The sequence below is a fragment of the Rhizobium centroccidentale genome, assembly GCF_030182565.1.
Taxonomy (GTDB): Bacteria; Pseudomonadota; Alphaproteobacteria; order Rhizobiales; family Rhizobiaceae; genus Rhizobium.
On the sequence record NZ_JAQJCG010000026.1, the window covers coordinates 1 to 18,784 of the forward strand.

Annotated in this window: 19 protein-coding genes and 1 pseudogene; 13 read left to right on the forward strand and 7 right to left on the reverse strand. The window is 58.5% G+C overall.

Features of this window, described 5'->3' with window-relative positions:
- Positions 1–133 precede the first annotated feature (133 nt).
- Positions 134–490: a hypothetical protein gene (locus tag PH562_RS25840; RefSeq protein ID WP_285176578.1), complete on the reverse strand. Its 357-nt coding sequence runs from the start codon at positions 488–490 to the stop codon at positions 134–136.
- Between the two features lie 390 nt (positions 491–880).
- Here PH562_RS25840 and PH562_RS25845 point away from each other — a divergent pair, with 390 nt between their 5' ends.
- The 4 genes from PH562_RS25845 (at position 881) to PH562_RS25860 (ending at position 4,689) form a co-directional block, all read left to right on the forward strand.
- A complete protein-coding gene (locus tag PH562_RS25845) occupies positions 881–1,021 on the forward strand; it encodes a hypothetical protein (protein ID WP_285176579.1) in 141 nt (46 codons plus the stop codon).
- 159 nt (positions 1,022–1,180) lie between these two features.
- Positions 1,181–2,371 (forward strand): cystathionine beta-lyase, encoded by a 1,191-nt coding sequence (locus PH562_RS25850; RefSeq protein ID WP_285176580.1) that lies wholly within the window; start codon positions 1,181–1,183, stop codon positions 2,369–2,371.
- A 75-nt stretch (positions 2,372–2,446) separates the two neighbouring features.
- Positions 2,447–3,208 (forward strand): gamma-glutamylcyclotransferase, encoded by a 762-nt coding sequence (locus PH562_RS25855; protein ID WP_285176581.1) that lies wholly within the window; start codon positions 2,447–2,449, stop codon positions 3,206–3,208.
- A 128-nt stretch (positions 3,209–3,336) separates the two neighbouring features.
- Complete coding sequence (locus tag PH562_RS25860) at positions 3,337–4,689, forward strand: FAD/NAD(P)-binding protein (protein ID WP_095438438.1); 1,353 nt, start codon at positions 3,337–3,339, stop codon at positions 4,687–4,689.
- A 39-nt stretch (positions 4,690–4,728) separates the two neighbouring features.
- On the opposite strand, the gene PH562_RS25865 is transcribed toward PH562_RS25860, so the two are convergent.
- The 5 genes from PH562_RS25865 to PH562_RS25885 all read right to left on the reverse strand — a co-directional run bounded on the left by PH562_RS25865 (position 4,729) and on the right by PH562_RS25885 (position 8,430).
- Complete coding sequence (locus PH562_RS25865) at positions 4,729–5,760, reverse strand: NADP-dependent oxidoreductase (RefSeq protein WP_285176582.1); 1,032 nt, start codon at positions 5,758–5,760, stop codon at positions 4,729–4,731.
- Between the two features lie 122 nt (positions 5,761–5,882).
- Positions 5,883–6,728 (reverse strand): VOC family protein, encoded by an 846-nt coding sequence (locus PH562_RS25870; protein ID WP_285176583.1) that lies wholly within the window; start codon positions 6,726–6,728, stop codon positions 5,883–5,885.
- 139 nt (positions 6,729–6,867) lie between these two features.
- Positions 6,868–7,581, reverse strand: a complete 714-nt coding sequence (locus PH562_RS25875) for a hypothetical protein (protein ID WP_483315383.1) — start codon at positions 7,579–7,581, stop codon at positions 6,868–6,870.
- Positions 7,582–8,040: 459 nt separating this feature from the next.
- A complete protein-coding gene (locus PH562_RS25880) occupies positions 8,041–8,232 on the reverse strand; it encodes a hypothetical protein (protein WP_285176585.1) in 192 nt (63 codons plus the stop codon).
- A gap of 12 nt (positions 8,233–8,244) precedes the next feature.
- Positions 8,245–8,430: a hypothetical protein gene (locus PH562_RS25885; protein WP_285176586.1), complete on the reverse strand. Its 186-nt coding sequence runs from the start codon at positions 8,428–8,430 to the stop codon at positions 8,245–8,247.
- 418 nt (positions 8,431–8,848) lie between these two features.
- Between PH562_RS25885 and PH562_RS25890 the strand changes: the two genes are divergently transcribed.
- From PH562_RS25890 to PH562_RS25930, 9 genes are all read left to right on the forward strand, one after another.
- Positions 8,849–9,379 (forward strand): OsmC family protein, encoded by a 531-nt coding sequence (locus PH562_RS25890; RefSeq protein WP_285176587.1) that lies wholly within the window; start codon positions 8,849–8,851, stop codon positions 9,377–9,379.
- A gap of 44 nt (positions 9,380–9,423) precedes the next feature.
- Positions 9,424–10,626 carry a M20 aminoacylase family protein gene (locus tag PH562_RS25895; protein ID WP_285176588.1) on the forward strand — a complete coding sequence of 401 codons (1,203 nt, stop codon included), beginning with the start codon at positions 9,424–9,426 and terminating at the stop codon, positions 10,624–10,626.
- Between the two features lie 244 nt (positions 10,627–10,870).
- On the forward strand, positions 10,871–12,496 hold the full coding sequence (locus PH562_RS25900) for a TIGR04028 family ABC transporter substrate-binding protein (protein WP_285176589.1): 1,626 nt from the start codon (positions 10,871–10,873) through the stop codon (positions 12,494–12,496).
- Between the two features lie 62 nt (positions 12,497–12,558).
- A complete protein-coding gene (locus PH562_RS25905) occupies positions 12,559–13,500 on the forward strand; it encodes an ABC transporter permease (RefSeq protein WP_285176590.1) in 942 nt (313 codons plus the stop codon).
- The gene (locus tag PH562_RS25910) at positions 13,500–14,417 is read left to right on the forward strand and encodes an ABC transporter permease (RefSeq protein WP_285176591.1); all 918 of its coding nucleotides are present in this window, start codon (positions 13,500–13,502) and stop codon (positions 14,415–14,417) included. The genes PH562_RS25905 and PH562_RS25910 overlap by 1 nt, the downstream gene beginning before the upstream one ends.
- A complete protein-coding gene (locus PH562_RS25915) occupies positions 14,414–16,093 on the forward strand; it encodes a dipeptide ABC transporter ATP-binding protein (protein ID WP_285176592.1) in 1,680 nt (559 codons plus the stop codon). The genes PH562_RS25910 and PH562_RS25915 overlap by 4 nt, the downstream gene beginning before the upstream one ends.
- A 4-nt stretch (positions 16,094–16,097) precedes the next feature.
- On the forward strand, positions 16,098–17,147 hold the full coding sequence (locus tag PH562_RS25920) for a putative FMN-dependent luciferase-like monooxygenase (protein WP_285176593.1): 1,050 nt from the start codon (positions 16,098–16,100) through the stop codon (positions 17,145–17,147).
- Between the two features lie 29 nt (positions 17,148–17,176).
- Entirely contained in the window at positions 17,177–17,806 is a 630-nt protein-coding gene (locus PH562_RS25925; protein ID WP_285176594.1) for a CMD domain protein, read from the forward strand.
- A gap of 23 nt (positions 17,807–17,829) precedes the next feature.
- Positions 17,830–18,432 (forward strand): alkylhydroperoxidase domain protein, encoded by a 603-nt coding sequence (locus tag PH562_RS25930; protein ID WP_285176595.1) that lies wholly within the window; start codon positions 17,830–17,832, stop codon positions 18,430–18,432.
- Between the two features lie 123 nt (positions 18,433–18,555).
- Here the strand turns inward: PH562_RS25930 and PH562_RS30775 are convergent.
- Positions 18,556–18,752, reverse strand: a pseudogene (locus PH562_RS30775) (rhodanese-like domain-containing protein); the annotation flags it as partial.
- Positions 18,753–18,784: the final 32 nt, after the last annotated feature.

Genomic DNA, 18,784 nt, shown 5'->3' on the forward strand with positions numbered 1-18,784 from the left:
GATATCTCGGCTCACTCGTCCAGACAATCAGTCCAGACGAGTGCACCAATTATCTTGTCAATGCAGGATACGCTTCAAACAAAACATGAAACGCTCTAGTGCGCGTTTGTATGCGCGCACCTGCCTGATGATATCAGGCGGCTTCCATGGTGCAGCACATCATCATGTTGCCGCACATCATCATGACAGGCATGCCAGACGACATCATGGACATCATGCGCTTGCAGCACTCCATGAACATGTCCTTGTCCATGCCTTCCATCGGCATCATCTCGCAGACCATGCCCTTCGGCGTCATCTTGCACGTCATCTTGCCCATCATCATCTGCATCATGGGCATCATCATCGGATTCATCATGGGCATGCCGCCCATCATGGAACCCATCATCGGGTTCATCATAGGATTCATCATTGGCATCCCGCCCATCATCGGCATGCTGCTCATCATGGGGTTCATCATCGGCATCATGTTCATTGCAGGGTTCATCATCGTCATCTCCCGAAATCGGCCGTGTTCTGACCTTCGATGAAAGTTGAGTTATGCCAACTAATTTTCACGTTCAATGCAAAAAATAATTTTAATATTCTTTCCTCCAATAGAATAGATGCATCTCTGTTGATTTGATCGGTATCGTTGTTATTGCAGAGTTATATCCGCTATAGCAGACGCGGCCATTCGTCGTCGTCGGCGGTTCCGCGACGTGATCATCGCGGCCGAGGCGAAGCACGAAGAAATTCATTTTGCCGATTCAAGCCGGCACAGCGAAACCTATTCCTTTAATCTACTAGATTTATAGATATTGTCTCCGCATCGGATAAGCGTTCGCCGCATCGATGCCGCTCGTTGGTGCCGGGTCGGACGTCGGAACCAGGAGCTCGTATGGATACTGTCCTTTACCTTGCCTCGCTCACAACGCAGCACCGTCGCTCAGTGGATTTCGGACCTCTGGCGATTACCCGGTTTGCCCTGGTGAGCCTCGCGGTCCTCATGTCGTTGTTCCTGTTGCTGCGCATCACTTAAAAATTCCGGGGTGCGATGGTCATGCCCTCTCGGCCTTTGCCCTTTCCGCCAGACATCGGAGACGTATCGCGTGACGAAAATATCCCAAAGCTTTTCGGAGCTGATCGGCAACACGCCACTGCTGGAACTTCACAACCATCGCAGACGGGAACAGGCACAATGACCAGGAACAATCGCCCTGCCGATCCGCTAGGCCCGAATACCGTGCTGGTGCGCGCGGGCCATGATCCCTTCGACTATCATGGCTTCATCAACCCACCGAAGGTTCACGCATCGACGGTTCTGTTTCCGGATGCGCAAACGATGGATCGCAGCGGGCAGAAATACACCTATGCGACGCGCGGCACGCCGACGACGGACGCGCTCTGCGATGCGATCAATGAACTTGAGGGGGCGGCCGGTACTATTCTCGTCCCGTCCGGCTTAGCCGCCGTTACGACCGCCCTGCTGGCCTATCTGTCGCCTGGAGACCATGCTCTGATCGTCGATTCCGTTTATGGCAATGTCCGGCAGTTTTGCGACACCATGCTTTCGCGATTCGGCATCGATGTTGAGTATTACGATCCGTCAATCGGCCGGGACATCGAGATGCTGTTCAAGGCCAACACGAAGCTGGTTCACACCGAAGCGCCCGGATCGAATACCTTCGAGATGCAGGATATCCCTGCCATCGTCGAGGCCGCACATCGGCATGATGTCATCGTCACCATGGACAATACCTGGGCAACGCCGCTTTTCTTCAGGCCCCTCGATGCGGGCGTCGACGTATCGATCCAGGCATCGACCAAATATCCGGCCGGTCATGCCGATGTACTGATGGGCACGATTTCGGCCAATGCCAAGCATTGGCGGGCACTGAAACGCGCCAACGGAGCGCTTGGCTTTTGCGGCACGCCTGATGACGCCTATCAGGTTCTTCGTGGACTGCGCACCATGGGCGTTCGGTTGGAACGCCATCAAGCGAGCAGCCTCGCTGTCGCGAAATGGCTGGAGGGACGGAGCGATGTCGTCCGCGTCCTTAACCCGGTTCTGGAAAGCTTTCCGGGCCACGATCTCTGGCAACGTGACTTCAAGGGGGCAGGCGGGGTGTTTTCCTTCGTATTGGCAGTCGGTCAAACAAAGGATTTCAAGCTGAAGGCACAGAAATTTCTCGATGGGCTCTCGTTGTTCGGCCTTGGCTACTCCTGGGGTGGATATCAAAGCCTCGCCCTGCACGTCGATCTCAGCGATCGGCGTATCGCGAAAGTGCCGGTGGAAGGACCGCTCATCCGTCTTCAGATCGGGCTCGAGGATATCGAGGACCTTATCGCTGATCTTGAACGTGCCTTCGCTGCCTCCTCGACGGTTTGAGCAGCACATCTTTCTCAGGAGGCAGGCCTTGGAAAGGCGAGCGTTAGGTCAGACGTATACGGAGGTAGATGAGAGATGGTTCACGGCAGCGTCAAAGCCGCAATCGGTCATTCCGAGATGGATCTGACGGATGAATTAGTCGCTCTAAGCTTGCGAAACGAGATCGATCCGGGACCGGACCCGCTGCGCATACCGATCACCGAGACCGAACTGAATGCGCTGGCGGAGCGGCTCTATCGGGAGTCGCAAGGGGATGCGCTCTGGATTTTCGCCTACGGCTCCTTAATCTGGAAGCCTGATTTCGATGCCGTGGAAGCGCGGGTGGGAGCCATCAAGGGGTGGCATCGCTCGTTCTGTCTCCGGATGACACGGTGGCGGGGGTCGCAGACGCAACCAGGCCTGATGCTGGCATTAAAGCGAGGCGGGTACTGCAAGGCCGTCGCCTTCAGATTGGATGACGGCGATCGCCTTGGCCAGATCGGGCGCATCCTTCGCCGGGAAATCGGAACCCTTGAAGACGCGGCCACTATTCGATGGGTGCGGGTACAGACCGATCAAGGTCCGGTGCGGGCATTGGTCTTCTGGGCGGATCCGAAGGGAAGCTACGTCACTTCCAAGCTGCCATTGGAGGCTGTCGCGGGCATCTTGGCGCGGGCTTGCGGCGCCAGAGGGTCGTGTGCGGAATATCTCTATTTGACGGTGAAGCATCTCGAGGCTTGGGGGATTCGGGATCTCAATCTGTGGAGGCTCCAAAAGCTCGTTGCAGGCGAGCTTAAAGCGATCCACGCGTTGGAAAGCGTGGCAAGCCGGACTGAGGTCATGAGCCGGAGCGCGTAGGGGCGGCGCCAATATTTCCCGACAACGCCGCCATCGCATGTTGGCTCGGCAATCCATCTGCCCTAGATCAGCTGAAAGGGAGATATCGGTAATTCCCTCGCCTCGTTCGAAAGCGGAGAAGGCTTGCGATGATCTATGATGCCATTGTCGTGGGTTCTGGTTTTTCCGCCATTTCTACCGTCTGCAATCTGGTGGAGTTGCTACCCGAAACGGCATCGATCGCTATTGTCGGCGACGATCCCGGATTTGGTCGCGGGACCGCCTATCGAACGGAGCTCTATCTGCATCGTCTGAATGTGCCGGCGGGCCGCATGAGCCTTTTTCCGGACCGCCCGAATGCCTTTGTTGAATGGCTGCGGGAACGCAGGCGGCCACTGGATGCGGGAGATTTCGCCTCCAGGCAGGATTATGGTCTGTACATTCGAGATAGCCTAGCCGCTCTGTTGCGCAACAGGAAGGGCCGCTGCAGGGTCGACTTCATCAAGGCGAAGGCGACAGGATGTATCGAACGCTACGGCTCCGCGCTCGGCTTTTTATTGGACAATGGCAATGAGATTGCCGGCCGAAGCATCGTGCTCTGTCTCGGCGTCGGCAATGCACAACTGCCGTTTGATGTTTCCCGACTATCCGCGGACGCGCGCTCCCACATCATCGAAAATCCATGGCGGCTGTCATGGCTGAGGCGCGTTGGTAAGACCGATACGGCCTGCATCCTGGGTTCGGGATTGACGATGATCGATCAGGCTCTGGCACTGTCTGCCCATGGCTTTAAAGGAAAGATAGTCGTGCTGTCACGGCGCGGCCTCGTTCCGCACGATCATGTCAGCCATCCGAAGCCGGCGGTCGACATCGACGTCGAAGCCCTGCCCACGCGGATGAGTGAACTCCTGCATATTCTCCGTCGCGAAAGCAAAGATGCGGGAGACTGGCGCAGGGTCATGGATGGCTTACGCCCGAAGACGCAAGCTCTCTGGTCGAGATTGCCGGAGGCTGAGCGCCGCCGCTTTTTACGCCATGCCTTGCCGTGGTGGAACATTCATCGTCATCGTGTTGCTCCGGATGTGTTTCGGAGGTTTGAGAGGATGCTGCAAAACGGCCAGGTTTCGGTCCGAGCCGGCTACCTGCAGAATGTTGAGAAAACCAACGCTTTGACCGTGCATTACCGGCCTCGCGGCGAGCGCTTTATCGCATCAGCTGAGGCGGATTGGATCGTGAATTGCACCGGCATGGAGCGGGCAGGCATCGCCCATTCCCCATTGCTGCAGGAAATGCAGCGCAAGGGCCTGATCGAAGCGGATCCGCTTCGTCTTGGCTTGACGGTCGATGCCCAGTCGCGCGTTCCTGGTTCGATCGGCAATGATGCGGTTATTTATGCCGTTGGTGCGCTGACCGCTGGCCAATTCTGGGAAATTACTGCCGTGCCGGATATTCGCGTCCAGGCGAAAAAGGTCGCCGAGGCCATTGCGGATAGATTGCGGTGAAGGACCGATACCCGCCGACTTGACGGCTGCCTGCCGCGATCAGCCCTGTGCGACACGCACGATCAGCTTACCGAAATTCCGCCCTTCCAGCAGCCCGAGGAAGGCTTCCGGAGCGTTTTCGAGCCCATCCACGATGTCTTCCTTATATTTGAGGCGCCCTTCGGAAATCCATTTTGCGGCTTCACGATAGAAATCGGGGCGCTGATCGGCGAATTCGCGTTGTATGAAACCCCGAATGGTCAGGCTCTTTCTCAGGATGGCGCGCATCACCACAGGCACCTGGTCTGTTCCGCGCGAAGTGGACGGGTCTTCGTTATAATGCGCGATAAGGCCGCAGACCGGAACGCGCGCGAAATCGTTCAGCAATGGAAATACGGCGTTCCAGACGTGTCCGCCGACATTTTCGAAGTATATGTCGATGCCGTTCGGACAAGCCGACGCAAGCCGGGCTTGAAAATCGTCCGCACGGTGATCGATCGCGGCATCGAAACCGAGCTCGTCGCGGATATAGCTACACTTGTCCGGGCCGCCTGCGATGCCGACCACCCTTGCACCAAAGATCTTGCCGATCTGGCCGACGGCAGAGCCGACCGCGCCGCTTGCGGCGGCAACGACCAATGTCTCTCCCGCCTTGGGTCGTGCGATATTACGCAATCCCGCATAGGCGGTGAAGCCCGGCATTCCCAGAATGCCGAGTGCCGTCGATATCGGCGCCGCACTCGGGTCGAGCTTGCGCAATCCCGCGCCGTTTGAGATCGCATGACTCTGCCAGCCGGAATGGGAGAGGACGATGTCCCCCGGCGTGAATTCCGTATTGCGTGATTTGACCACGCGCGCGACGGTTCCTCCTTCCATCACGCCGCCAATTTCGACCGGCGCGGCATAGGATTTCGCGTCGTCCATGCGGCCCCGCATATAGGGGTCGAGGGAAAGATAAAGGATTTGCAGAAGAACCTCGCCTTCGTCGAGATCCCGCAAGGTTTTCCGTTCAAGCCGGAAGTTCGCCGCACCCGGTTTTCCAGCGGGACGCGAGGCAAGCACGATGCGGGTGGTAACGGGCTGATTGGCCATGTGGAATTCCTTGTTTCTACTTCCGAGCGCGACGCAATCGCAATGCCGGATCTCGTGCTCTCACTCGCAGTCATCCGAGCGTTCACGCCATATCATCGCGTGTGAGCTTCGGCCGTTCCACCTCATTCCTTGAACCACAGCGCGACTCCATTTGCGGCATCGGCATCAATGAGCAGGCCGCTTTCGAAGGCGCGAGGCGAAAAGCCTCCTTGCACCAGCACGTCTGCGGTTGCTTCAAGCGATCGTACCTTCAGCCCTAGCGCTACTTTTCTTTCGTTGCCGTCGAAGCCTGTCGGAATGGCCGAGCCGAACCGGGAGGCGGCCGCAGCCTCGGATAGGATATGAAGTGTGACAATGCCGGTGTGAATTGCAATGCCGTCTCTATTGATGTCAGGCGCAGCGGTATTGACAAATCCGCCAAGCAGCTCGGTTAGCGTTTGGGGAGCGCGGCTGACGATGAAGACGTCGACGATATCGAGCGCACCGTTGGGGTGGCTCTGATCCTTCGGCTGCCACACGAGGTCCGGCGTATTGTGCTGGCAAAAGAAGAAGCGGCCGTTGGAAATCGCCTCCTTGCCGAGCTGGAAGGTGCGGAAACTGGCGGACTTCTCTATGCCTCCCACGTCGACGGGACGTGAGAAATCACGCCATTCGGTGACGGGTTTGCCGGCGTCGCCCAATTCGCGTTGCAGGCTGGCGGCGTCGGTGGTTCGAAAAGCAAGCCCGTTCAAACCGATCGGATAAGACCAGAGATCGGCGCGTTTCCCGTCACTGTCAGGCGGAAATCCGAGCAGCTCCAGATAGTTCTCGCCGAACACGGCAAGATGATTGATGGAGCCCAGCGTATGATAGCCGCGTTGCGTCAGCGCGAAGCCGAGTTTGCGGTAAATTGCAGCGGCCTCGTCCAGCCGGTCAAGAACGCCGACGACGGCGTGATCAAGGATGAGGGGTTGGGCAGTAACGGCCATGTGTGGGGCTCCCGGTCTGGAGATAGGTTAACGCATGGGATAGGTCAAATCGTGGTCCTGTCGCGGCGTCTGGCCCCGGTTGAATTGCTATGGTTGCAAAGACCGGCATTGCGATGCAGCGTCGACGCCAGGTGTCTTATCAATCGTGGTTCCAGCCATTTTTCTCGGCTGTTGTCGCGACAAGGGTTGCGTAGTCCTTGCCAATCGTCTCGAGTTTTTCCACCAAGACGGAATGGGGGCCGCCGAGCTGGCCTATATAGTCTTCGCCGCCCCCGGATTTGTCCCAATCATTGCCGATGAAGCGGGCGATCGCCATGCCCGATGCGGCGATTTCGGGCTTTGGAGCGTGAAACGACGCAGCCGTCTGTTTCAGGCCATCCAGGAACGCGTCGTCATCGAGGCCGCTATAGGGCTTGCCTTCGGAATTCGTGACGTTGAGATATATCTGCTCATCTCCGAATGCGGTGTAGCCGCCACCAAGTCCTTTCTTCGTCGCGTCGGCTGCCTCGAAGAATTTCTGTGCGACGGCGGCGTTGAGCGTGTTTTCGGGAAACTGGACAATGACAAAGCCGGTCTTGCCCGACGTATCGTCGAGGCGAGAGACAAGCACGCTGTATTGACGAAAGACATAGCCAAGCGAGCTGGCCAGCCGATCGGCGGTGATATCGTCGAGCTCTCCCTCCGTTTGAAGCGACGCATTGGTTTTCAGCAGATAACCGCCGGGCGTGACCTCCGTCTCCAAGGTCGCCGGATCGATGCCGTTTGCCGATATGATTTGCGGTACGATCTGCTTTAGCACTTGCGCCGAGAATGCCGCACGATCGTCGTAGCTTGCACGAGCGAGCCCTGGCAGGTTGAAGCCGGAGGAAGGTGTCGCCTCATAGGATAACAGCACCTTCTCGCCTGCTGCCGTCGCATCGTGAAATACCATCGCCATGGCGGCGCTCAGAGCGATTGCTGCTCCGAGCCTAAGAGCTATGGAGAAAGTGTTCTTGATATAAATTCTATAAGGCATCTGCCATGCTCCCCATCGATTGCTGCATTTCAATTGCTGTTGATCTTGTGCTTTCGCTGCCAATGAAGATACGCCGGTAGGTACCGCTACCGCCTTATGAAGCCCTTAATGGCTCGCTTGATCCCTTTTGATTGCTGAGCTGGTCGACGATTGTCGCATCTGGAAGATCGTCATTTTAGCGATCACATCAGCAACGCGTTCGCAAACCGACGTTGGGCCGGTTGCGCAGCGACTATGTCGATAGGAGGAAAAGTATCCATGGCTGCTCATGAATGTGTATTGGGCATGTTTTTCTTGTCAACGGTAACGCCGGTGTCGATGCGAACCGATCTCATGAGATAGTTCGACGCATTTCGATTGCAGCTCGTGCCTGGTACCGTCATCGACAAGATCATCGAGAATGAGCGCCCGATATTCCTGAGCGAGCAGCCTTGTCTCTATCTCGTCTCGTTGCGCCGAGAGGCGAAAGAATCGACGCAGCCTACTCATGATACGCCTCCCTTACGCGGCACGGTTGAGGTTGCCAGGCGTTGTGGACGCCAACTTTTGGATTGCTCGCAGCACGTCCGAGGCGGCAGCAAAATATTGGCCGTCGAGATCATAGACATGAAACTTGACCGCGATGAACTTCAGTGCGCCCTTGTCCGGAACGACGATGCCCACCGGAATGCCGGCATATTCAATCACCTTGTCTGGTCATTATCACCACCTGTTGAATTGATTCTTCCGGACGAACGATCGGGGCATTCCAGGTTCGCTTAGTCTATTAATTTAATAGATTATATGCATGAGTGATGCGGAAGACCATTCTCGATGATGCCAAATAGTCGTGCCACAGTGAAAAACAATTCTAATATGAGAGCGGACTCTTAAAGAGCAAAGGCGCCCCGGAGTCGCGAAGGTTGTCCTGAATGAACCGGGAGCGCGCCGCCGATTTTCGGCGGAAGCCTATCTCGTCCAACATGCAAGGCCCGTGGACGCCATCATAATAGTCTATAATTTTCATGGACTATTATGATGGCGTCCGGCTATAAGTGGTGCCATCATCATTGTGGCTCTGAACTGACGCCTGAGGCGCCAGCCGTCGACGTGAAGGAAATCGGCAGTGACAAATTTGAACGAATATCTCGGGCAGAAGCGGGAAGCCCTGCTCAATCGGCGTAAGCGGGTAAAATCCGGGGAGCTTGGCGCGGTTACGTTGAACGCGAGTGCGAGTGCCGAAGGCCGCAGCGGGGTGCGCCGCATCAGAATTAGGGACTTTCAGGTCATTTCCGACAGCCCGCCGGATTTTGCCGGCTACAATTTGGGGCCATCGTCTCCCGAACTTTTGCTCGGCGCACTCTCCAGCTGCCTGACGCATACATACCTCATTCACGCATCAGACCAGGGCGTGCCGTTGGAATCGTTGCACGCGGAAGTCTCCGCCTCGATCGATCCGCGCGGAGGTGCCGAGGGCCATGACGATATTCCCGTCTATCCCCACGACATCAATTACGTCGTAACGCTGGTGTCGTCTGCAAGTGCGGAAGAAATAGCAAGGCTGCAGGCCACAGTGGAGAAGCTTTGCCCAATCCTCAACCTTCTTAAGCGAGGAAACGAGGTGCATGGGCGTGTCGATCACCAGTGCCCGGCGTGAGGTGAACCCTCGCTTGTCTTTCTCCATCCAAGGGTATCCGCGCCATGAATAAACCCGTTGCATCGATCACAGGACAGCCTGTTTCGAATATCATCGATCGGATCGAAGGTTATCATCCGGAGCTTGTCGCGATCCGACACGATCTCCATGCCCATCCCGAAATCGGCTTCGAGGAAGTGCGCACCTCGGCGATCGTTGCCGAAAAGCTGTCGTCCTGGGGGATCGAAGTTCACCGCGGTATCGGCAAGACGGGTGTTGTCGGCCTTCTTAAGGGACGCCATCCCGGCAACAGGTCGGTGGGCCTGCGCGCCGATATGGATGCCTTGCCGATGCCGGAGGAAACCGGTCTTGCCTATGCCTCGATCCATCCCGGCCGGTTTCACGGTTGCGGCCATGATGCCCACACGACGATCTTGCTTGGTGCTGCACGCTATCTTGCCGAAACGAGGGATTTCGCGGGGACTGTAACCTTCATCTTCCAGCCGGCCGAGGAGGGTCTTGGTGGGGCGCGGGCGATGATCGCCGACGGCCTCTTCGAGCGGTTTCCGGTGGACGAAATCTATGGGCTGCACAACGCAACGCAATTGCTGCCAAATCATCTGCACGTCTCGGCCGGAGCAGTGTTGGCGGGCGCTGATTTTTTCGATGTGACCTTCAAAGGCAAGGGCGCGCATGGCGCCCATCCGGATGTCGCACGCGATCCTGTTCCGGCAATCGCCGAACTAGTGCAGGCGCTGCAGACCATCGTCAGCCGCAATGTCCCGCCGACGGAACCAGCCGTGCTGTCCGTGACCAAGATATTCGCAGGGTCGGTCTATAATGTCATACCGGAAACCGCGAGTGTCGGCGGCACGATACGAGCGTTCTCCGATGACATCAGGCGTTTGATCCGCGAGCGCCTGACGACGATCTCACGCAATATTGCTGCCGCTCATGATATCGAAACCAATGTCGATATACGCGACATTTTCTCGGTTCTGACCAACCATCCGGATCAGGTCGATATCGTCGCTGCTATTGGCCGCGAGGTTCTTGGCAAGGATCGGGTTTCGACAGTGCCCAAGCGCACGATGGGAAGCGAGGACTTTGCCGATATGCTACTCCATGCGCCGGGCGCATTCTTCACGCTCGGGCATGCCGGCAATGTTCCCGCTCACAATCCCGGTTTCATCGTAGACGATGACATTCTCACCGTCGGCGCGACATTGTTTGCCCGTCTTGTCGAAAGCAGACTGAAGGCGGTGTGAGCAATTCGATCTTCGCGCACATGCAACCGACTGGTATGCACGACTTCCGTAAAGAATCGGCGCCGGTAAAACATGTGTGGAGGAGCTGGGCAATCCACTTGCCAATCGGTCATTGCCAACGATCGCCAGTTTGAAACGGCAACGCGTTCGTTTCCTGACTTAGGCCCAAATTAGAATATTAATTCTATAGATAGATAGGGGTTTGCCGTAGGTTGATGCGCATTATCCTACAGAGGCTTACACAATGGGCATCAAAGCCAAATTCAAGGCGGCAAGTTTACTGACCGTGTGGCTACTGGCGGCGCCGGTGGCATTCGCCGATGACCAGCCAGTCAAAGGCGGCACGCTGATTTATCTCGAGCAGCAGGCGCATACGAACCTCTACCCGCCGGCCGGTGGTTTCTATCCGAACGGCGGCATTCTCAACCAGATCACCGACAAGCTGACCTATCAGAACCCGAAGACGCTCGATATCGAGCCGTGGATTGCCGAATCGTGGACGGTCAACGATGCGGCGACGGAATATACGTTCAAGATCCGTAAAGGCGTGACCTTTTCCGACGGTACTCCGCTCGATGCCAATGCCGTCGCCAAGAATTATGATACGTTCGGCCTTGGCAACAAGGAGCTGAAGCAGCCGGTTTCCGAGGTCATCAACAACTACGATCACAGCGAAGTCGTCGATCCCTATACGGTCAAGTTCTACTTCAAGAAATCATCTCCGGGTTTTCTGCAGGGAACGTCCGTCATCGGGTCCGGCCTGGTCTCGTTGAAGACGCTGGCGCTGTCCTTCGACCAGCTCGGCGATGCGACCAAGATCATCGGGTCCGGTCCCTTTGTCGTCGAGAGCGAGACGCTCGGCAAGCAGCTCTCGCTGAAGGCGCGGACAGACTACAACTGGGGTCCGAGCAAGCTGGCGCATCAGGGCCGGGCCTATCTGGATGGCATCAAATACATCATCACCGGCGAGGATAGCGTGCGCATCGGCGCGTTGCTTTCCGGCCAGGCAGATTTCATCCGTCAGCTGCAGGCCTATGACGAGAAGCAGGTGTCCGATCAAAGTTTCGCAATCTATGCGGCGCCGACCCGCGGCGTGAACGACAGCGTCGCCTTCCGGCCGGACAATCCGCTCGTTGCCGATCTGAAGGTTCGTCAGGCGCTCCTTCACGCGACCAACAACAAGGAAATCGTAGACACGCTATTTTCGGCAAATTATCCGCAGGCGAAATCGGTCATTTCGTCGGCTGCGGCCGGCTACACGGATCTGTCGTCGAAGCTGACCTACGATCCGGCTCTTGCTGAAAAGCTTCTGGACGAGGCAGGCTGGAAGAAGGGCGCGAGCGGCGTTCGTGAGAAGGATGGCAAGCCGCTTTCGCTTGCCGTCTACGAATCCTTGCCTCAGCCCCAGAACAAGGCCGTGCTGCAGCTCGTCGCGCAGCAATGGGCCAAGCTCGGCGTCAAGCTGCAGGTTCTTGCCGGCACCTCGGGAAATCTGGTGACCGACAATGTCGATCCGGCGAAGACTCCGCTGGTCGTCGCCGAAGTCGGTCGTGCCGATCCCGACGTCATCAAGAGCCAGTTCTACCCCAAGAATCGCGATGCTCTCCTGCAAAAGGGCGGCCTCAATCCCAAGGCGACCTTCTCGGATGACAAGCTGAACGGCATCCTGGAAGCCGTCGCCTCCGAAACGGATCGCGACAAGCGACTGGCGGCGGCCAAGGCGGCACAGGAATATCTGCTCGATCAGGCCTATGTCATCCCCTTCTTCGAGGAGCCGCAGGTCTTTGCCGGCGCGCCTTACGTGAAGGGAATTGCATTCGAGGCCGTGGGACGCCCGTCCTTCTACAGCACCTGGCTCGCTGAACACTGATAAACAATGGGGCTGGCCCGGCATGGCGCCGGGCCTTCCTGGCGCGAAGACATGGTATTGGCATGGCAAGATACATATTATCGAAGTTCGGGCAGGCGCTGTTCGTCCTATGGGCGGCTTTCACCGTTTCGTTCGTTTTGCTGCAGTCGTTGCCGGGCGACGCGGTGCTGATCAAATTCCAGAACCCGGATTACGGATTGAGCCCCGAGCAGCTTGCCGACATTAGGGCGGCTTATGGTGCCGACGGATCGTTCCTGCATCAATATCTCCATGCCGTCTGGAATTTCCTGACGGGTGATTTCGGCTATTCCCTACAGGCTGGCGTTCCGGTGAGCTCGTTGCTTGCCACCAACCTGCCACCGTCCCTTCTGCTTGCGGCATCGGGATTTGCGGTGGCGGCGCTTCTCGCCGTTCTGATCGCAATTGCCTGCAACCTCTCCGGTCTTGCCTGGCTGCGTGGCCTGATCCAATCCATTCCGTCGCTCTTCATATCGGTGCCGACCTTCTGGCTCGGCATCATGTTCATTCAGATATTTTCCTTTCGGCTCCGTCTCGTGCCGGTCATCAATCCGGGGCCCTGGGAAGGTCTTTTCTTGCCCATCCTGACCGTCGCGGTGCCGATTTCCGCGCCGCTGGCGCAAATCTTGCTGAAGAACATAGATGAGGTCCTGACGAGGCCATTCGTGCCCGTGGCGCGAGCCAAAGGCCTCTCTCATGCCAAGGTCCTTTGGCGGCACGTCGCCAAGAACACGCTGCTGCCGGTTTTAACCGTTGCCGGATTGCTATTCGGGGAGCTGATCGCCAGCGCGGTCATCACCGAAACGGTCTTTGGTCTCAATGGTATTGGCGGGCTAACGAAACAGGCCGTCGACAGCCAGGATGTTGCCGTTCTTCAAGCGATCGTCGTCATTGCCGCGACCGCTTTCGTCGTCATCAACCTCGTGGTCGATCTTCTCTATCCCGTGCTCGATCCGCGTCTGAAGACCAAGCTGGGAGCCGCATGATGGCAACGATCGAAACCGCCCGGCATGATGCAGACCTCGATGCGTCCGAGCGGCAAGTCAGTGTATCGCCCGTGACGCTTGAGGCTGATTTTCACGAGAACGCCGGAGCTGGCGGGCGCTTTCCGCGCATGCAGCCTGGTCTCTTCCTTGCGTGCCTCATCCTGGCACTGGCTGTCCTTTGGGCACTCTTCCCAAGCCTCTTTACGATCTATGACCCTGTCCAGGGCCTGCCCGGGCAACATCTACGACCGCCCAGTGCCACCCATCTCCTGGGCACGGATTCGCTCGGGCGGGATCTCTATGCGCGCATCGTCCATGGTGCTATCCACTCGCTATCGGGCGCGCTCGCGGCCGTTGGCATCGCGCTTGTGGCCGGCACGGCGCTCGGCGTGCTTGCCGGATCATTCGGCGGCAGGATCGAGACGGTCATCATGAGGCTGGTCGATGTCATGCTGTCGATACCGGATCTTCTCTTGTCGCTCAGCATCATCGTTCTGCTTGGTTTCGGCACCGTCAATGCCGCCATCGCGGTCGGCTGCACGCTGATCGCCAAGTTTGCCCGATTGGTCCGCTCCGAAGTCGTCACCGTGCGCCGAAGCGAATATGTCGAGGCCGCCTTCGGCAGCGGCGGGACGTTCCTCAAAGTGCTCTGGCGTCATATCCTGCCGAATTCACTGACCTCGGTGATCGCCTTTGCGGCACTTCAGGCCGGCTGGGCGATCCTGCAGCTCGCGACGCTCGGCTTTCTCGGCTACGGTGCGCCGCCGCCGACACCGGAATGGGGCCTGCTGATTGCCGAGGGACGCAATTATATCGCAACTGCCTGGTGGCTGACGGCCGCACCCGGTCTTGTCGTCGTCCTAGTGGTTATTTCCATCAATCGCATCAGCCGGGCAATCGGGAGCATCGGGAAATGACGGCTCCAATCATTGAAACAATTGCGGAAAAGGGTGCGCCGATCCTCGATGTGGTGGGCCTCAGGGTTGCCTATCGCGACAGGAGCGGCCAGCGCACGGTTGTTCACGATATCGATTTTCAGGTTCGCGCCGGCGAAGTGGTCGCCCTCGTCGGCGAATCCGGTTCCGGCAAGAGCTCCACCGCACAGGCGCTGATCGGCCTTCTGCCCGAAGGTGGCATTCTCCAGCAGGGAGCCATCCGCCTGAACGGCCAGGATATTGCCGGCTGGCCACAAAAGCGGCTGGATGGCATTCGCGGGTCCATCATCAGCCTCGTGCCGCAGGATCCGGGCAATTCGCTCAATCCGGTGAGGACGATCGGCGAACAGGTCGCCGAAATCCTGACGGTGCATGGCAGGGCCTCTGGAGCGGCTGCCCGCGCTCAAGCGATCGAATTGCTGGAACGTGTCGGCCTCAGTCAGCCTCAATTGCGCGCCGGACAATATCCGCATGAGCTCTCCGGCGGCATGCGCCAGCGCGTGTTGATAGCCATCGCCATTGGGCTGAAACCTTCGCTGATCATCGCCGACGAACCCACCAGTGCCCTGGATGTCACGGTACAGAGGCACATTCTCGATCTGATCGACGATCTGAGACGGGAATATGGCACGGCGGTCCTTCTGGTGACCCACGACCTCGGGGTCGCTGCCGATCGATCCGACAGGCTGATCGTCCTGCAGCACGGCCGCATCCAAGAGCAGGGACGCACGGCCGATATCCTCGCAAACCCGCAAAGCAACTATACGCGCCGTCTGCTTGCCGACGCGCCATCGTTGAATGCGCGGCCTAAGGCCTCGCTGGCACACCCGGTTGCATCCGTCGCGCCCGCCGACGACATCGTTGTGGTCGATAGGCTGGTGCAGGATTTCGGTGCCGGTAGCAGCGGCAGTTTTCGGGCGGTCGACGATGTCTCTTTTCGTGTTCGCCGCGGCAGCACCCACGCAATCGTCGGTGAATCCGGCTCCGGCAAGACGACGACGATCAGGATCGTTTCCGCGTTTCAGAAGCCGACTTCGGGTCAGGTGCTGATTGACGGGCTCGACCTGGCTTCGTTGCGCGGCGAAGCATTGAGGCTGCTGCGCAAGAAGATCCAGCTCGTCTATCAAAACCCCTATGCTTCGCTCGATCCGCGCCAGACGATTACGGGGATCGTGGAGGAGCCGTTGCTGAATTTCGAACGGCTGCCCCGGCGTGAGCGATTGGCGAAGGTGGCGGCCACTCTCGACAAGGTCAGGCTGCCAGCCGACCTGTCGCAACGTCGGCCGCATGCTCTTTCGGGAGGGCAGCGCCAGCGCGTCGCGATTGCACGCGCGCTGGTGCTCGACCCGCAGATCCTGGTGCTCGATGAGGCTGTCTCCGCACTTGACGTAACGGTACAGGCGCAGATCCTCGATCTCTTGGGCGAGTTGCAGCGTGAGCTTGGGCTGACTTATCTGTTCGTCTCCCACGATCTCGCCGTCGTGCGACAGATCGCGGACACTGTCTCGGTGCTGAACGCCGGGCAGCTGGTCGAGACCGGGCGCGTCGAAGACGTCTTTTCCAATCCCAAGAGCCCGTACACGCGCGAACTGATTGACGCGGTGCCAGGCAAGAAGTTTCCGCGAGCGACAGCGCCCGCCCTTATCAGTGCAGGATGATCCCATGAGTACGCCAACATTACCGAAGCGACTGGGCTTCTTCAGTCGGGTCCTGGATCAGGTGGATGCCGGAACCCGTTACAGGCTTGTTGCCGAGCAGATCATTCATGCCGAAAAACATGGCTTCGACACGGCCTGGGTGGCGCAGCATCACTTCAATGGAGACGAAGGCGGCTTGCCTGCGCCATTGGTGTTTCTCGCCGCTCTGGCCCCACAGACCTCTCGTATCCGTTTGGGGACGGGTGTCATCACGTTGCCGATGGAGGACGCGGTGCGGGTCGCTGAAGATACAGCCGTGCTCGACAGCCTGCTTGATGGGCGGCTGGAGGTCGGCTTCGGAACGGGCGGCACTCCGCAGGCCTTCCTTCCCTTCGGCCTGGAAAGCAGCCAGCGCACGGAGGTCTATGGCAATCATCTTGCTCTCGTGCGCGATGCTTGGGCGGGCGGAGAGCTTGCAGGCGGCAACCGCCTCTATCCGGCAGCGCCGCATTTGCGCGACCATGTGTGGCAGGCGACATTTTCCGTTGGCGGCGGCTTGCGTGCCGGCCGCGATGGCGATGGGTTGATGTTGTCGCGCACACAGCCTCGGCCGGTCGAGACGCCGGACGCCAGGCTTTGGGACCTGCAGAACCCGATCATCGATGCCTATCTGTCAGCGCTGCCGGCCGGACGGCAGCCGCGAATATTGGGTTCGCGGAGCCTCTTTGTCGCCGACAGCAGAAAAGAAGCCCTTCATTTTGCCGACATTGGCCTGAGGCGGATCGCCGAACACTTCAAGGCGGCGGGCTTTGTGATTCCAGGCGAAACCACGGCTGATTTGATTGGAGCTTTCGATGTTCACGTCGGCACCCCCGACGACGTTATCGCGTCGCTTCAGGCAGACACGGCATTGGCGCGGGTCACGGACCTGGTCTTTCAAGTGCATTCCGTCGATCCGCCGCATGAATATATCCTGCGCTCGCTGGAACTGACGGCTGCTCATGTCGCCCCAGCGCTTGGTTGGGTGCAACAGCGCCCCACCGGAAATGAACGCCGCTTGGCGGCGCAAGTCTAATAGCAGCATCCGAAGAGAAGGCATCGACCATGACTTTGCAGACCAGAGACGTCATCGATTTCCTTGCAGGAATAGATCCTGGTTCCGATCTTGACGGCCTTCGGGCGCAACGGCCCGAGACGCGCCTCAATGCTCAGAAGAGCTATGAAGCTCTTTTCGAGCCCGCGCATTGGGGAAGCGTGACCCCGGCAGAGCGTTTTGCCGTCGCCGCCTTTGTTGCCGGCCTCCACAAGGCGCCGGAGATCGCGAATTTCTATTCTTCCAAGTTGCGGGATGAGGCGCATGGTCCCGAGCTCGTTGCCGTCATTGGCGCGGAGCTGGAGGCCGGCGATACAACCGGCCCTTACGGCCATTATCCGGCTGGCCCGCTTTCCCGCGAGGACCGGCCGGGCCTCGTCTATCAGGTTTCGGGCGAAAGCCGGAAACTTCTGGATCTGAAGCTCAGTGCGGCGCTCGAACACAGCCATCTTCTGGTCTTCCGGCCGAGGGAGGCAAGCGCTGCGGCGCTGCAGAAGCTGCTAGACGCCGGCTGGACGACCACAGGCATCGTTACCTTGTCGCAGCTGGTCGCATTTCTCGCGTTTCAGATCAGGGTCATCGTTGGGCTGAGGGCGCTCGCGAAGAGCTCGCCCAATATCGGACAGGTCGCGCAAGCCTAATCGCACGAACAAGGAATCCTTTCATGACCGAAACCGTCATTCACCCAGAAATCGCAGACCGGCCAAGTGTCTTTACCCAAGCTGAAATCGGCTGGACGCCGTGGCTGCAACCAGTTGACGAAGCCGATCTGGCCGAGCGTCACCGGGCGGGCCTTGTGGATGCATCCCGCGCGAAGTCGCCATACTTCATGTTGCTGGTACGCGATCCCGACATTCTCCAGGCCCGCACCAAGACGGACAAGGATATCTTCTACAATGTCTCGGCCGGCCTTCCTCGTGCCGAACGAGAGCTTGCCGCCACGGCGGCATCTCGGGCGAATGGCTGTATTTTTTGCGCATCGGTCCATTCTCGCTTCGCCTCCCATCATTCCAAGCGGACGGATGACGTGCAGCGTCTGCTGGATGATGGGCTTCAGGCGGATCTTGGCAGCCGCTGGGATGCTATTGTCGAAGCTTCAGCCGCGCTGACAGCCACACCATCGCAATTCGGAGCCGGCGAAATCAGTAGGTTGCGCGAGGAGGGCCTGAATGATCTGGAAATCGCCGACGTGATCCATGGGGCTGCCTTTTTCAACTGGGCAAACCGGTTGATGCTCTCGCTTGGCGAGCCAACGCCAGCGGCCTAAAGTCGACGCTGTCGACCTCGAGTGATTGGGTAAATCCTGCTGGATGTCTGATTGAGGATCAGCGGTAGCCGGGCGAAGCCATCAGGAAGATAACTCCGCCCAGGCATTCGCTTGCTGCCGCGATCAAGCCACGTCGCTCAACTGGCCATTTTGAAAATCGACGAACAGGACGGCGATTTCATAGCCACGCCGCGGCAGGCAATGGGCGACCGTGCGGGCGCGCACGCCGAGCCGGTAGTCGATCAGCACAACCCGCGCTCCGCGTACGGCAATGGTTCGATGAGCCAGCCGGGCAACTGGCCGCCTTCCGATGACAGCGTGCTGTTGGGGAAGATTGATTGGGACATCGACA

Excerpts from the sequence above, each read along its gene's own strand:
- PH562_RS25920 (WP_285176593.1), top strand. The coding sequence starts at position 16,098 with ATGAGTACGCCAACATTACCGAAGCGACTGGGCTTCTTCAGTCGGGTC.
- PH562_RS25860 (WP_095438438.1), top strand. The coding sequence starts at position 3,337 with ATGATCTATGATGCCATTGTCGTGGGTTCTGGTTTTTCCGCCATTTCT.
- PH562_RS25870 (WP_285176583.1), bottom strand. The coding sequence starts at position 6,728 with ATGGCCGTTACTGCCCAACCCCTCATCCTTGATCACGCCGTCGTCGGC.
- PH562_RS25905 (WP_285176590.1), top strand. The coding sequence starts at position 12,559 with ATGGCAAGATACATATTATCGAAGTTCGGGCAGGCGCTGTTCGTCCTA.
- PH562_RS25880 (WP_285176585.1), bottom strand. The coding sequence starts at position 8,232 with ATGAGTAGGCTGCGTCGATTCTTTCGCCTCTCGGCGCAACGAGACGAG.
- PH562_RS25915 (WP_285176592.1), top strand. The coding sequence starts at position 14,414 with ATGACGGCTCCAATCATTGAAACAATTGCGGAAAAGGGTGCGCCGATC.
- PH562_RS25845 (WP_285176579.1), top strand. The coding sequence starts at position 881 with ATGGATACTGTCCTTTACCTTGCCTCGCTCACAACGCAGCACCGTCGC.
- PH562_RS25925 (WP_285176594.1), top strand. The coding sequence starts at position 17,177 with ATGACTTTGCAGACCAGAGACGTCATCGATTTCCTTGCAGGAATAGAT.
- PH562_RS25840 (WP_285176578.1), bottom strand. The coding sequence starts at position 490 with ATGATGAACCCTGCAATGAACATGATGCCGATGATGAACCCCATGATG.
- PH562_RS25865 (WP_285176582.1), bottom strand. The coding sequence starts at position 5,760 with ATGGCCAATCAGCCCGTTACCACCCGCATCGTGCTTGCCTCGCGTCCC.
- PH562_RS25895 (WP_285176588.1), top strand. The coding sequence starts at position 9,424 with ATGAATAAACCCGTTGCATCGATCACAGGACAGCCTGTTTCGAATATC.
- PH562_RS25900 (WP_285176589.1), top strand. The coding sequence starts at position 10,871 with ATGGGCATCAAAGCCAAATTCAAGGCGGCAAGTTTACTGACCGTGTGG.
- PH562_RS25930 (WP_285176595.1), top strand. The coding sequence starts at position 17,830 with ATGACCGAAACCGTCATTCACCCAGAAATCGCAGACCGGCCAAGTGTC.
- PH562_RS25855 (WP_285176581.1), top strand. The coding sequence starts at position 2,447 with ATGGTTCACGGCAGCGTCAAAGCCGCAATCGGTCATTCCGAGATGGAT.
- PH562_RS25850 (WP_285176580.1), top strand. The coding sequence starts at position 1,181 with ATGACCAGGAACAATCGCCCTGCCGATCCGCTAGGCCCGAATACCGTG.
- PH562_RS25910 (WP_285176591.1), top strand. The coding sequence starts at position 13,500 with ATGGCAACGATCGAAACCGCCCGGCATGATGCAGACCTCGATGCGTCC.